The 13737-nt window shown below is 41.7% G+C and carries 13 protein-coding genes; all 13 read right to left on the reverse strand.

Features of this window, described 5'->3' with window-relative positions; translation table 11 throughout:
• Window positions 1-9 precede the first annotated feature (9 nt).
• Window positions 10-648 (reverse strand): orotate phosphoribosyltransferase, encoded by a 639-nt coding sequence (gene pyrE / locus ACFX4W_RS09750; protein WP_013058931.1) that lies wholly within the window; start codon window positions 646-648, stop codon window positions 10-12.
• Window positions 645-1367, reverse strand: a complete 723-nt coding sequence (pyrF, locus tag ACFX4W_RS09755) for an orotidine-5'-phosphate decarboxylase (RefSeq protein ID WP_013058932.1) — start codon at window positions 1365-1367, stop codon at window positions 645-647. The genes pyrE and pyrF overlap by 4 nt, the downstream gene beginning before the upstream one ends.
• A complete protein-coding gene (locus ACFX4W_RS09760; protein WP_016765435.1) occupies window positions 1339-2280 on the reverse strand; it encodes a dihydroorotate dehydrogenase in 942 nt (313 codons plus the stop codon). The genes pyrF and ACFX4W_RS09760 overlap by 29 nt, the downstream gene beginning before the upstream one ends.
• Window positions 2277-3050: a dihydroorotate dehydrogenase electron transfer subunit gene (locus ACFX4W_RS09765; RefSeq protein ID WP_013084838.1), complete on the reverse strand. Its 774-nt coding sequence runs from the start codon at window positions 3048-3050 to the stop codon at window positions 2277-2279. The genes ACFX4W_RS09760 and ACFX4W_RS09765 overlap by 4 nt, the downstream gene beginning before the upstream one ends.
• Window positions 3047-6259 carry a carbamoyl-phosphate synthase large subunit gene (gene carB / locus ACFX4W_RS09770; protein ID WP_377559365.1) on the reverse strand — a complete coding sequence of 1071 codons (3213 nt, stop codon included), beginning with the start codon at window positions 6257-6259 and terminating at the stop codon, window positions 3047-3049. Before carB ends, ACFX4W_RS09765 begins: the two co-directional genes overlap by 4 nt.
• Window positions 6259-7344, reverse strand: a complete 1086-nt coding sequence (locus tag ACFX4W_RS09775; RefSeq protein ID WP_043976434.1) for a carbamoyl phosphate synthase small subunit — start codon at window positions 7342-7344, stop codon at window positions 6259-6261. The genes carB and ACFX4W_RS09775 overlap by 1 nt, the downstream gene beginning before the upstream one ends.
• Window positions 7329-8618 (reverse strand): dihydroorotase, encoded by a 1290-nt coding sequence (locus ACFX4W_RS09780; RefSeq protein ID WP_043976431.1) that lies wholly within the window; start codon window positions 8616-8618, stop codon window positions 7329-7331. The genes ACFX4W_RS09775 and ACFX4W_RS09780 overlap by 16 nt, the downstream gene beginning before the upstream one ends.
• On the reverse strand, window positions 8581-9519 hold the full coding sequence (locus tag ACFX4W_RS09785; protein WP_043976429.1) for an aspartate carbamoyltransferase catalytic subunit: 939 nt from the start codon (window positions 9517-9519) through the stop codon (window positions 8581-8583). The genes ACFX4W_RS09780 and ACFX4W_RS09785 overlap by 38 nt, the downstream gene beginning before the upstream one ends.
• 148 nt (window positions 9520-9667) lie before the next feature.
• A complete protein-coding gene (locus tag ACFX4W_RS09790; protein WP_043976427.1) occupies window positions 9668-10975 on the reverse strand; it encodes a uracil-xanthine permease family protein in 1308 nt (435 codons plus the stop codon).
• A 156-nt stretch (window positions 10976-11131) separates the two neighbouring features.
• The gene (gene pyrR, locus ACFX4W_RS09795; RefSeq protein WP_013058940.1) at window positions 11132-11674 is read right to left on the reverse strand and encodes a bifunctional pyr operon transcriptional regulator/uracil phosphoribosyltransferase PyrR; all 543 of its coding nucleotides are present in this window, start codon (window positions 11672-11674) and stop codon (window positions 11132-11134) included.
• Between the two features lie 191 nt (window positions 11675-11865).
• The gene (locus tag ACFX4W_RS09800) at window positions 11866-12780 is read right to left on the reverse strand and encodes an RluA family pseudouridine synthase (RefSeq protein ID WP_013058941.1); all 915 of its coding nucleotides are present in this window, start codon (window positions 12778-12780) and stop codon (window positions 11866-11868) included.
• Window positions 12777-13244 (reverse strand): signal peptidase II, encoded by a 468-nt coding sequence (lspA, locus tag ACFX4W_RS09805; protein WP_013084844.1) that lies wholly within the window; start codon window positions 13242-13244, stop codon window positions 12777-12779. The genes ACFX4W_RS09800 and lspA overlap by 4 nt, the downstream gene beginning before the upstream one ends.
• 80 nt (window positions 13245-13324) lie before the next feature.
• Window positions 13325-13612: a conjugal transfer protein TraR gene (locus ACFX4W_RS09810; protein ID WP_013084845.1), complete on the reverse strand. Its 288-nt coding sequence runs from the start codon at window positions 13610-13612 to the stop codon at window positions 13325-13327.
• Window positions 13613-13737: the final 125 nt, after the last annotated feature.

Below are 13737 nucleotides of genomic sequence, written 5' to 3' on the forward strand. Positions count from 1 at the left end.
AGACCTAGTTTAGTTCATCCATGAAGGGTCTGAAGGGTTTTCACGCCATTTAAATAGCTTGTCCATCGCTTCTTCTTCAATGTATCCCGCTTCGTTTGCCGCTTCTACTAGCGTAGAGTAGTCTGTTAGCGAATAAACCTGAAGTTCTTTTTCTTTAAACAGCTGACGCGCTTTTTCCAGCTCATATGTAAAGATAGACACAACTCCAAGCACTTCACACCCCTGCGCTTTTAATGCATCGACTGCGGTAAACACACTTCCGCCAGTTGAAATCAAATCTTCAATCACAACTACTTTTTGACCTTTTGTTACTTTTCCTTCGATTTGATTTCCTTGGCCATGTTCTTTTGCTTTGCTTCGCACATAGCACATTGGAAGCTCTAGCGCTTCACTTACCCATGCTGCATGAGGGATACCAGCTGTAGCGGTACCGGCAATCACTTCTGCATTGGCAAAATACGTTTTAATTAAATGCTGCAGACCTTTTGCAATTTCTTTTCGCACTTTCGGGTAGCTAAGCGTTAGACGGTTGTCACAATAAATAGGTGACTTAATTCCAGAGGCCCACGTAAACGGCTCGTTTGGTTGAAGGCTTACTGCCTCAATATCAATTAATTGTTTTGCAATTTCTTTTCGTAGTTTTGTCATCGCGTAATACGCTCCCCTTTCCACTGCTGTAACATCTCATAATATGCTTTAAGCGGGTCTTTTGCTTTAGTAATAGAACGTCCAACGACAATGGCACTTGAGCCATATTCTCTCGCTAGCTGAGGTGTTGCCACACGGACTTGGTCATCTACTGAATCTGTGCCCATACGAATACCCGGCGTTACGGTCAAAAAGTCCTCTCCCGCTGCTTTTCGAATCGAAGGGACTTCATGAGTAGAACATACAACGCCGTCAAGTCCGCTTTTTTTAGCAAGCGCTGCATAATGCGTAACCACTTCTTGCATCGAATGTGTAATGAGCTGCTGCTCTTTTAGCATTTCATCAGATGTACTCGTTAGCTGAGTAACCGCAATACAATCCGGGCGCTTTTTGCCGGCAGCGGTTCCTAAGTCAAGTCCTTCAACGGCTGCTTGCATCATGTTCATTCCGCCCGCTGCGTGAACGTTAACCAAATCCACTTCAAGAGAAGCTAAAGACTTCATCCCTTGCTTTACTGTATTGGGAATATCATGAAGCTTTAAGTCTAAAAAGATTTGGTGGTTTTGCTCTTTTAATGCAGAAATAATGGATAACCCTTCTTTATAAAACAGTTCCATGCCTACTTTCACAAACAATGACTCTTGTTGAAAAGGCATTAAAAACTGCTGTACATCGTTAATTGATGAAAAATCAAGAGCAATGATTAACGGTTGCTTCACGCTTTTTCCAGCTCCTTCCAATACATTCTGAAACATGCTCGTATCCTAATGATGTTAATAGCCTTGGCAGTTCGTCAATGATGGTTGGACATACATACGGGTCAACAAAGTTTGCTGTACCAACCGCCACTGCACTTGCACCTGCATATAGGAACTCGAGTGCATCTTCAGCAGTTGTCACTCCGCCCATACCGATAATTGGAATGTTCACTTTTTGACTCACTTCATATACCATTCGAATCGCTACCGGTTTAATAGATGGGCCTGACAGTCCGCCTGTGCCGTTCGCTAAAACCGGCTGAGCTGTTTTCAAATCCAGACGCATCCCGAGAAGCGTATTGATCATCGTTAAGCCATCCGCACCGGCTTCTTCAACAGCCATTGCCATGTCTACAATATTGGATACGTTTGGTGATAGTTTAACATAAACTGGAACATTTGAAACATCTTTTACTGCTTTCGTTAAACGAGCAGCAATGACAGGATCTACGCCAAACGCAATTCCGCCTTCTTTTACGTTAGGACATGAAATATTCAATTCAAGTGCTTTTACATTTGATACGGTTGAAATTTCTTTTGCCACGTGCACATATTCTTCAATTGAAGCACCGGCTACGTTCGCGATAATCGGCACGTCATATTGCTGAAGCCAAACGAGCTCTTCGTTCATTACTTTTTCTAACCCAGGATTTTGTAATCCAATCGCATTTAACATTCCTGCAGATGTTTCCGCTACGCGAGGAGTTGGATTGCCAAAACGAGTGTCCGCAGTAGTCGCTTTAATCATAATGGCTCCAAGTGCATCAAGTGAATAAAATTGAGCATACTCACGCCCAAATCCAAAACAGCCGGATGCGGGCATAATTGGATTTTTCAAATCTAATCCTGGCAATGTCGTTTTTAGCATACTCATAGAAGCACCTCCCCTGCTTGAAAGACGGGACCGTCGCTGCAGATTTTTTTATACGCCGTAGAATCTTCACTTTCTCTGCATACACATGCAAAACAAGCACCGATTCCACAGCCCATTCTTTCTTCTAAAGAAATGTAAAGCGGCTTGTTTGTATAATTATTTTCTAGTGCTTTTAACATCGGAGTTGGACCGCATGAAAACATAACGTCATATGAAAACTGCTGCTCGTCAATCACCGTTGTGACAAAACCTTTTGTTCCGTAAGAGCCGTCTACCGTTGCAATATATGTTTCTCCTAAAGCTAAAAACTCTCGCTCGTAAAATACGTCTGCTTTTGATTGAAAGCCTAAGACGTGAATAACCTGCACGCCTTTTTCACGAAGTCTTTTTGAAAGCTCATAGAGCGGAGGCACTCCAATGCCTCCCCCTACTAATAAAGCCGTTTGACCTGACTCTATCGCTTCCAATGGAAAACCGTGGCCAAGCGGACCTAACACGTCGATCGACTGTCCGGCTTGTTTTTCAGCAAGCAGCGATGTTCCCGCCCCTTCTGCACGGTAAATCATCGTAAATTGTTCGTGCGTTTGGTCAATTTCTGCAATACTGATTGGTCTGCGAAGCAGCGGCAAATAGTCGTTGTTGACGCGGATATGCACAAACTGCCCCGGCTCATTCATGAAACGAACAAGCTCGCCTTGAAGGGTTAATTCATATACATTGTGTGTTAACGGTCGCTGACTGACGACTTGCATCATTTCATGTTTGATCATACGGTTGTCACCTCTTTAGTTGGACGAACTTTTTTCATTGGTGTTGTATGGAAGCTGATCGTTTCAAGCACTCGTAAAATCGCTTCTGCTGTATCAAGTGATGTTAAGCAAGGTACACCATTTTCAACTGCTTCACGGCGAATTTTAAATCCGTCACGCGCAGGCTGTTTTCCTTTTGTTAGCGTGTTGATGACAAGCTGCGCTTCACCTTTTCGTATCACATCTAAAAGATTGTGATCTTCATGATGAATTTTATTTACTACTTTTACGCGAATGTCTTCTTTTGTAAACGTTGAAGCTGTTCCTTCCGTTGCAATCACCTGGTAGCCGATGTTAGCAAAACGCTTCGCAAGCGCTGTTGCCTCTTCTTTGTCTTTATCCGCTACTGTCATAAGTACTGAACCGTACGGCTTAATGGACATACCTGACGCAATTAGTCCTTTATATAATGCTTTTTCGTACGTTGAATCTTGCCCCATTACTTCTCCAGTAGATTTCATTTCAGGTCCAAGCGTAATATCTACGCGACGCAGCTTTGCAAATGAGAAGACCGGCACTTTTACGTAGACGCCTTCTTCTTCAGGGTGCATGCCTGATTCATAACCAAGCTCTCGCAAACTTGTTCCTAAAATAACTTTTGTTGCGATATTCGCCATCGGAATACGCGTAATTTTACTTAAGAACGGCACCGTACGGCTTGAACGAGGATTTACTTCAAGAACAAACACTTCTCCTTTTGATAAGACGAACTGAATGTTGAGCAGTCCAATAATGTTTAAGCCTTTTGCAATACGTGTTGTGTAATCAATGATTGTATCTTTTACATCCTGTGACAGAGTTTGCGGTGGATATACAGCAATGGAGTCACCTGAGTGTACACCGGCGCGCTCTACATGTTCCATAATCCCTGGAATAACCACTGTTTCACCGTCTGAAATGGCATCGACTTCAATTTCTTTTCCAGTTAAGTAGCGGTCGATTAACACAGGGTGATCAGCGTGTACTTTTACCGCGTGTTTCATATAGTGAAGCAGTTCTTCTTCTTTATATACAATTTCCATTGCGCGTCCGCCTAGTACATATGAAGGTCGTACAAGCACCGGATAACCAATTTCTTTTGCCACAACCACTGCTTCTTCTACGGATGTAACCGTCTTTCCAAGCGGCTGAGGTACTTCTAAACGTGCTAGCGCCGCTTCGAATTTTTTACGATCTTCCGCTGCGTCTAAGCTTTCAAGCGACGTTCCTAAAATCTTGACCCCTCTTGCTTCTAGCTCGTCTGCTAAGTTGATTGCTGTTTGACCACCGAACTGTACAACCACACCTTCTGGTTTTTCTAAATCGATGATATGCATCACATCTTCAATCGTCAGCGGCTCGAAGTATAATTTATCTGAAATACTGAAGTCAGTTGATACTGTTTCTGGATTGTTATTGACAATAATCGCCTCGTATCCAGCTTCTTTAATCGCCCACACGGAGTGAACTGTTGCATAGTCAAACTCAATTCCTTGCCCGATGCGGATTGGTCCTGACCCTAACACTACAACGCTTTTACGATCTGTAACAATCGATTCGTTTTCATCTTCAAACGTGCCGTAGAAATATGGTGTTGTAGATTCAAATTCAGCTGCACATGTATCTACCGTTTTGTACACTGGCATCACGCCATTTTGTTTGCGGAAGTCATATACTTCACGCTCTGTTTGATTCCATAGCTTAGCAATCGTGCAGTCTGCAAATCCCATTTCTTTTGCTTCCTGTAAAACTTCTACGTTATGAATCTCTTCTTTTAACACATTTTCAAAAGCAATCACTTTTTCAAGTTTTACTAAGAAGAAGAGATCGATTTTGCTCCACTCGTGAATTTGCTGAATCGTTACGCCACGGCGAATCGCTTCTGCGATGTAGAATAATCGCTCATCACCAGCTTTGCGAATACGTTTTTCAATAATTGCATCATCAAATTCATGCGCATCTTTCAGCTCTAAGTGATGAACGTTTGACTCTAGTGAGCGTACAGCTTTTAAAATTGACTCTTCGAACGTGCGGCCAATTGCCATTACTTCACCTGTTGCTTTCATCTGTGTACCTAGTTTACGATTAGCTGATTCAAATTTATCAAACGGCCAGCGTGGAATTTTAGATACGATGTAATCTAGTGCCGGTTCGAAACATGCGTATGTCTTCCCAGTTACCGGGTTCATCATTTCATCTAATGTTAAGCCTACCGCAATTTTTGCTGCTAATTTTGCAATTGGATACCCTGTTGCTTTTGATGCTAAAGCCGATGAGCGGCTTACGCGAGGGTTTACTTCAATTACGTAATACTGGAAGCTTTCTGGATCTAGTGCTAGCTGAACGTTACATCCGCCTTCGATTTTAAGCGCTCGGATAATTGTTAGTGACGCATTTCTAAGCAGCTGATACTCACGGTCGCTTAGCGTTTGGCTTGGTGCTACAACAATTGAATCTCCCGTATGAATACCGACCGGATCAAAGTTTTCCATATTACATACTACAATCGCATTATCGTTTGCATCGCGCATTACTTCATATTCAATTTCTTTAAAGCCTGCAATGCTTTTCTCAAGTAAGCACTGTGTTACAGGACTGTGTTTTAATCCACTTGTTACAATTTCAATCAACTCTTGCTCGTTGTTACAAATTCCGCCTCCCGTACCGCCAAGCGTATAAGCAGGACGCACGATTACCGGATAGTTTACTTGTTCAACAAACGCATACGCTTCGTCTAGCGAATGAATGATTTCACTTGCTGGGACAGGCTGATTTAGTTCATTCATTAGTGAACGGAACTGCTCACGGTCTTCAGCTTGTTCAATCGCCGATAATTTTGTCCCGAGAATTTCTACATTAAATTCTTCTAAAATACCTGTTTCGTGTAATTCTACCGCTAAGTTCAATCCCGTTTGACCGCCAAGCGTTGGAAGCAGGGCATCAGGGCGTTCTTTACGAATAATTGAGCTTACAAATTCAACCGTTAGAGGTTCAATATATACTTTATCTGCCATTTCTGAGTCTGTCATGATTGTTGCAGGATTGGAATTCACAAGAATAACTTTGTATCCTTCTTCTTTTAGCGCAATACACGCTTGCGCTCCTGCATAGTCAAACTCTGCCGCCTGTCCGATGACGATTGGTCCTGATCCGATTACGAGAATTGTGTTAATATCTTGACGTTTTGGCATTAGCAATTACCTACTTTCTGATTGTTTTTCATAAGATTCATAAATTCGTTGAACAATCCGTTTGCATCTTCAGGTCCCGGTGATGCTTCAGGGTGATATTGAACCGTGAATGCCGGATATTCTTTATGCTTTACTCCTTCAACTGTTCCATCGTTAAGCGCAACGTGCGTCACTTCTAATGGCGTGTTGACAAGAGATGGCTCACATACTGTATAGCCGTGGTTTTGAGATGTAAGAGCTACTTTATTGGTTTTTAGATCCTTTACAGGATGGTTGGATCCACGATGACCAAATTTCATTTTTTCTGTATCTGCTCCGCATGCTAGCGCAAACAGCTGATGTCCTAAACAAATTCCGAAAAGAGGAACCTTTCCTAAAACCCCTTGAATCATCTCGATTGCTTCAGGTACGTCTTTTGGGTCTCCAGGTCCGTTGCTCAACATGATGCCATCTGGATTTAATTGAAGAATTTCTTGCGCAGTTACGTTATAAGGAACCACAATCACGTCGCATTGACGAGCTGTTAATTCACGTAAAATTCCGTGTTTCATTCCAAAGTCAACGAGTACCACTTTTTTACCTCTGCCTGGGCTTGGATAAGGCTTCACTGTTGATACTTTTTTAACTGAATCAGTCGGAAGTTCATGATTTTGAAGCTGTGCTACCACTTCTTCTACATTGACTTCCATGTTGCACACGCGTCCGCGAAGCGCACCGTGCTGACGAATTTTTCTCGTTAATTTTCTCGTGTCGATTCCAGCCAATCCTGGAATATCTTTTTGTTTTAAAAATTCATCTACTGATAGTTCGCTTCTGAAGTTTGAAGGAGCATCACAAATTTCTTTTACAATCAAACCGTGTACAGCTGGTTCAATCGACTCAAAGTCATCGCGGTTAATACCGTAGTTTCCGATTAAAGGATATGTTAATGTCACAATTTGTGCACAGTATGATGGATCAGATAGAATTTCTTGATATCCTGTCATTCCCGTGTTGAAAACAACTTCTCCTGTCATTTCTTTGTCGCTGCCGAATCCTTTTCCGATAAATACTGTTCCATCTTCTAAAATTAGTTGACGTTGCATGCTTTAACATCCTCCCATACTCGTTTACCTTCTACTAATGTCATTACCGGCCAACCTTTGCATACCCAGTTAGCAAACGGCGTATTTTTACCTTTTGATACAAATTCTTCTGGATTAATTGCTTTTTCCGTTTCAAGATCAATGATAGTTAAATCTGCTGTTTTCCCTACTTCGATGGTGCCATAGGGAAGGTTGAACGTGTCAGCAGGCTTGTTTGTTAAATATGATACTAGCTGCTCTAGCGTCATTACTTCTTTTAATACTAAGTTTGTATAAAGAAGCGGGAAAGCTGTTTCAAGTCCCACAATCCCAAACGGCGCAAGCTCCATGCCTTCTGCTTTTTCGTCCGCTGTGTGCGGTGCATGATCAGTGGCGATAAAATCAAGCGTTCCATCTAATAAAGCTTCAATTAATGCCTGTTGATCATCTTTTCCTCGAAGCGGCGGATTCATTTTAAAGTTTGAATCAAGCCCAGGGATGTCTTCCTCATTTAGCAGTAAATGATGAGGCGTTACTTCTGCGGTTACGCGAATGCCTGCTTTTTTTGCATCCCGAATGGCGCGAATGGATTCTTTTGTACTTACGTGACACACATGGTAGTGACAGTTTGCTGCTTCAGCAAGCAGTACATCTCGTGCAATTTGAACGGCTTCACAGATAGAAGGAATACCGTTTAGTCCATGTTCTTTTGCAAATTTTCCGTCGTGGACGCAGCCTTTGTTGATTAAATCATTATCTTCACAGTGTGCAACGATTGCTTTATTTAATGAAGCGGCTTTCTTCATCGCTTCTAGCATCATTCCTGTTGACTGAACGCCTACTCCATCATCTGTAAAAGCAAATGCGCCCGCTTCTTTTAAGCCTTCAAAGTCCGTTAGTTCTTTTCCTAATTGGCGAGTGGTAATCGATGCGTATGGCAATACGCGAACATGTGCTGTTTCTTCAATACGCTTGTTTACCCACTCCATTTGTTCAACAGTATCCGGAACTGGACGCGTGTTTGGCATTGCAGCAATTGCTGTAAAACCGCCCTTTGCCGCTGCTAGAGTACCCGTTTCAATCGTTTCTTTCTTTTCTCCCCCTGGCTCGCGCAAGTGAACGTGGACATCGATTAAACCCGGTGATAAGAAGTTCCCGCCTGCATCAATGACTTCTTCATTCTCCACGTCGATGTGTGAAGCTATTTCAGCAATTACACCATTTTCAATTTTCAGTTCGACTTGTTCAATTTTCCCTTCATTTAACCATGTAGCATTTTTGATAATTGTTGTCATTATTAAGTCCCCTTTCAATTGGTTGTAGCGCTCTTGCTAATACTGCCATGCGAATGTACACGCCATTTTGCATTTGTTTAAAAATTCTTGATCGTTCACATTCAACGAGCTCATCTGCAATTTCGACTCCTCTGTTTACAGGAGCTGGATGAAGGATAATGCTATGTGATTTCATTTTCCGCTCTCGTTCAACGGTTAATCCGAAGCGGCTGTGGTAGTTCTGTGCAAGCTCTGAAGTGTTCTCTTCATGCCTTTCAAATTGAATACGCAGCAGCATCACAACATCGACCGTTTCGATTGCTTCATCGATATCAAGATATGTACCGTGTCTGTTCTCTTCATCTTTCCATTCTTCAGGTCCCGCAAAATATACGGTCGCCCCTAGTTTTGTCAGTATTTCAGCATTCGATCTCGCTACGCGGCTATGTCGCAAATCTCCGACTATTGCGACTTTTAATCCTTTAAACGAGCCGAACTCTTGGCGAATCGTCAGTAGATCAAGCAGACATTGAGTTGGATGCTGACCGCATCCGTCTCCTGCATTAATGATGGGAATCGATACTTTTTCCTGCAGTGCTTCATAATAACGATCTTGCGGGTGGCGAATAACAACTGATTGAACGCCGATTGAAGCTAATGTTTCAATCGTGTCATAAAGCGTTTCTCCTTTTTGGACGCTTGAAGTTGTTACTTCAAACGGAATTGTTGTTAATCCTAGCTGCTGTTCTGCCATTTCAAAGCTGCATCGAGTACGCGTGCTCGCTTCAAAAAATAAGTTGGCAACAAACATTTTCTCTTCCGGTTTCCATCCTTGTTTATTCGTTCGATAGTTTTCAGCGCTGTCTAAAATCTCTAGAATTTCATTTGTTTCTAGTGTTGAGACTGTCACTAAATGTTTCATATCGATTCCCTCCATTTTTGCTTTCCTCGCATTTCTTTATAAAAAACACCCTTTCTAACTTAGAAAGGGTGTAAGAAAACAAGCTTCGTCTATAACGCGCTTTTCACACACCCTTAGAAACCTCTCTGGATTTCAATTAAAAGGCGTTCTATGAAATTTTTCGTGCTGACGTTTCTTGAACGTTTTCTGCTTCTTTTATCTTCTCTTTCGGCAGAACTAGATTCAGCAGAACTCCCATGATAGCAGACAGTGCCATGCTATCAATCTTTACATGTTCTGAGATATCTAAGTGTGCTCCTCCGATTCCTAATACTAAGATAATCGAAGCAATCATTAAGTTTCGTTTTGATCCAAGGTCTACCTTTGCATCCACCATCATTCGCAAGCCCGATGAAGCAATGATTCCGAATAAGAGAATCGAAATCCCGCCCATGACCGGCGTTGGTATACTTGAAATAAGAGCGTTGATTTTTCCGACAAACCCGAACAAAATCGCGAAGACTGCTGCTCCTGCTATCACAAATACGCTAAGCACCTTTGTGATGGCTAACACTCCGATGTTCTCACCGTATGTTGTATTTGGCGGTCCGCCGATCAGCGCAGCAAGCATAGTTGCTACTCCGTCTCCTAAAATCGATCTGTGCAGCCCTGGCTTTTCAATATAGTTTCGATCCACAATCTTATTTAAGACGAGAATGTGTCCGATATGTTCTGAGAGTGTTACGACTGCTACAGGTACCATGATAAGCACAATCCCTAATGAAATGGACGGCGTGTATGTGACGAACGGCACGTAGAAGTGAGGTACTTCAATCCACTCTGCTTTCACTACCTTTGAAAAGTCTACCAATCCTTGTGTATAAGCGAAGATGTATCCGCCGATAATTCCCATCAGTACCGGAATCAGGCTGATAATGTTTTTAAAGAAGATTGAGCACGCAACTGTTATCGCTAGTGTCACAAGCGCAACCATCAGGTAAGTTAAGCTGTAATTTCCTTTTGCATCGTTCATAGCCATGCCTACTGCTGTATTAGCCAGTCCTAAGCCTATAACCATAATAACTGGTCCTACTACAACCGGAGGAAGCAGCTTCATAATCCAATTGATTCCTGTTCCTTTTATAATCAAAGCAACAATTCCATAAACAAGTCCGGCTAAGAAACAACCAACCATCGTTTCTTCAGGTCCAAACGAAGCTTTGGCGAAAATGATTGGCGTGATGAACGCGAACGATGAACCAAGATAAGAAGGAATTTGACCTCTTGTAATGAGCAGGAAAGCAAGCGTTCCTACCCCGCTTGAAATCAAAGCAATTGCCGGGCTGAACCCAACTAGGAACGGCACTAACACCGTCGACCCAAACATTGCAAACAAATGCTGCAGACTCAATGTTAACCAATTTATTGCTTTTGGTTTATCATGTATATCAAGTACAAAATCTCGTTGTTGACTCATATGTTTTTCCTCCTATCACTATTAAAAAACCTCTTTACGCAGAGGCAAAGAGGTTTTCAGCATACAAGGAAGACGCTATACCGCAGTATAGTTTTCCTTGTATAGTGACCCCCCTTTTGCAGCCTCACGGGACTACCATTTAAAAGGGTATATAATTTATTTTTCGTAAATAGACACGTGGTCTTTTTCGTCTACTTCCATTAAATGCACCGCAATTTTTTCACTTTTAGCTGTCGGTACGTTTTTGCCAACGTAGTCTGCTCGAATCGGCAGCTCGCGGTGCCCTCTATCCACTAAGACAGCCAGCTGAATGAGTTCAGGTCGGCCGATATCAATCAGTGCATCAAGTGCTGCTCGAACCGTACGGCCCGTATATAACACATCGTCTACTAAGATGACGTTCTTATTTGCAATATCTGTCGGAATATCTGATCCTTTTACAAGAGGCTCATCATTGCTTGTCACTTTCGATAAATCATCTCGGTAAAGCGTGATGTCTAGTTCTCCGACTGGCAATGTATTTCCTTCAATTTGTGCAATTCGTTCTGCTAAACGTTTTGCGATATAAATACCTCGCGTTTTAATCCCCACTAGCACACAATTTTCGATTCCTTTATTCTTTTCAATAATCTCATGTGCAATTCGAGTTAAAGCGCGGCGAATAGCCTGTTCGTCAAGTACGGTAGCTTTTACGTTCACTGTTTTTCACCTCAAGTTGTTGACATAAAAAAATCCTCTTGCCTTGAGGCAAGAGGATTTGGTTTTAGACATATTTCTTCAAAAAGGCTATAAATATGCCTTTTCTGCACCGTTTCCTTCTCAGCCTCTCTGGACTGTTCTTAAAGGTTCTTATTAAGTTAATACAAGTATGCCATCACTTATGGCAGTTGTCAACTTCTTTTTTCAATAAGCTCTAGCATCTCATTAAACTCTTTTGGAGCCGGTGCTTCAAATTCCATATATTCATTTGTACGAGGGTGAATAAAGCCTAATACACCTGCATGAAGCGCTTGTCCGTCAATCGGAAGCGTTTTTTTCGGTCCGTACTTCGGATCCCCGGCAAGCGGAAAGCCAATATACTTCATATGAACGCGAATTTGGTGTGTTCGCCCCGTTTCTAGCTTACATTCGACTAGTGAAAAATCTTTAAAACGCTGCAATACAGTAAAGTGTGTCACTGCATCACGACTGTTTTCATCAGTTACCGTCATGCTTTGACGATCTTGCTTATCTCGGCCGATTGGCGCATCAATTGTACCGTGATCGTGCGCAATTACTCCGTGAACGATAGCTTTATAACGACGCGTTACTGTTTTAGCTACAAGCTGACTAACTAGTGATTCATGAGCTAAATCATTTTTTGCAACCATAAGTAAACCGGATGTATCTTTATCAATTCGATGAACGATACCAGGGCGCATAACGCCGTTAATACCCGATAAATCTTTACAGTGAGCCATTAGGCCGTTTACAAGCGTGCCGCTATGATGACCAGGAGCTGGATGTACAACCATGCCGCGAGGTTTATTTACAACAAGCACATCTTGATCTTCATAATAAATATCTAAATCCATTTCTTCCGCTACCACATCAAGCTCTTCTAATTCCGGCACTTCGATAATAATAGCGTCTCCTGTTTTACATTTATAGTTTCCTTTAACGGTTTTATCGTTCACTTTTGCGTGACCTTCTTTAATCCATTGCTGCACTTGTGAACGTGACCATTCTGCATTTACAGTCGAAAGTACTTTATCAATACGTTCTCCCGCTTGTTCTTCATTTATAACTGTTTCAATTACATTCATTCTTTGTGCTCCTTCTTCATTTTCCCTTCAAACAGCGTCATAATAAACATGATGATTACTCCGACGACAAGTGCCGAATCAGCTACGTTAAAAATCGGAAAATCATACGTAAAGATGTATGTATTTACGAAATCAACTACTTCTTTACGGACCACTCGATCAATAAAGTTTCCAATGGCGCCGCCTAACATTAATGCTAGCGCAATACCGAACCATTTATCTTGTTTTTTGAGCTTTTGAATATAAATTATTAAACCGACTACCACAACCACCGTAATGAGATAAAAGAACCACATCTGTCCTTGTAAAATCCCCCACGCGGCTCCTCTGTTACGATGAGAGGTAATGTAAAGAAAGTTTTCAATTACGGTGATGCTTTGTCCATAATACATTTCTTTTACAATCATCCATTTTGTTACCTGATCAATAAGTATAACAGCTAAAGCGATAAGATAATAAAACACAAACGTTTTCCTCCCGCAATAAAATCAAACGAATCCATACTAAAGCATTTTAGCACATAATTCATTTTTTTTCTCGCTTCTCACCATAAAACAAATAAATCTTCATTTGTGCGGGCCGTCGGCATTACTTTTAATTTATGAATAGACATCACTTCGCCAGTTAGTTCATCAATTCCGAACGCACCAACGTCAAGCTTTGCTAACGCGTGTTCTACATCTTTTAAATCGGCTTTAATCATTTCTATTACGTAACGTTCCTTTTCATCTATATAACCAGATTGTTCTGTAGCATATCTCAATAGGCGATCTTGTAATTCTTCTTTAATAAGAGCTAATTCCTGTCCAATGGAAAGATAATTTTCATACATTCAAACGCCTCCTGTGCTGATAAGATGAAGTATTAATGATGTTAGGTTTACCGAGTTTTCCATCGAATCTACAACACAAGTTTTTCCTAAGGCTTTAAATGCTTTATACCATTGTATTTGGGAAT

Source organism: Priestia sp. YIM B13489, assembly GCF_042787645.1.
Lineage (GTDB): Bacteria > Bacillota > Bacilli > Bacillales > Bacillaceae_H > Priestia > Priestia megaterium.

Coding starts and splice junctions, on each gene's coding strand:
- pyrE (WP_013058931.1), bottom strand. CDS start 648: ATGACAAAACTACGAAAAGAAATTGCAAAACAATTAATTGATATTGAG.
- ACFX4W_RS09760 (WP_016765435.1), bottom strand. CDS start 2,280: ATGAGTATGCTAAAAACGACATTGCCAGGATTAGATTTGAAAAATCCA.
- ACFX4W_RS09765 (WP_013084838.1), bottom strand. CDS start 3,050: ATGATCAAACATGAAATGATGCAAGTCGTCAGTCAGCGACCGTTAACA.
- carB (WP_377559365.1), bottom strand. CDS start 6,259: ATGCCAAAACGTCAAGATATTAACACAATTCTCGTAATCGGATCAGGA.
- ACFX4W_RS09775 (WP_043976434.1), bottom strand. CDS start 7,344: ATGCAACGTCAACTAATTTTAGAAGATGGAACAGTATTTATCGGAAAA.
- ACFX4W_RS09780 (WP_043976431.1), bottom strand. CDS start 8,618: ATGACAACAATTATCAAAAATGCTACATGGTTAAATGAAGGGAAAATT.
- ACFX4W_RS09785 (WP_043976429.1), bottom strand. CDS start 9,519: ATGAAACATTTAGTGACAGTCTCAACACTAGAAACAAATGAAATTCTA.
- ACFX4W_RS09790 (WP_043976427.1), bottom strand. CDS start 10,975: ATGAGTCAACAACGAGATTTTGTACTTGATATACATGATAAACCAAAA.
- ACFX4W_RS09800 (WP_013058941.1), bottom strand. CDS start 12,780: ATGAATGTAATTGAAACAGTTATAAATGAAGAACAAGCGGGAGAACGT.
- ACFX4W_RS09810 (WP_013084845.1), bottom strand. CDS start 13,612: ATGTATGAAAATTATCTTTCCATTGGACAGGAATTAGCTCTTATTAAA.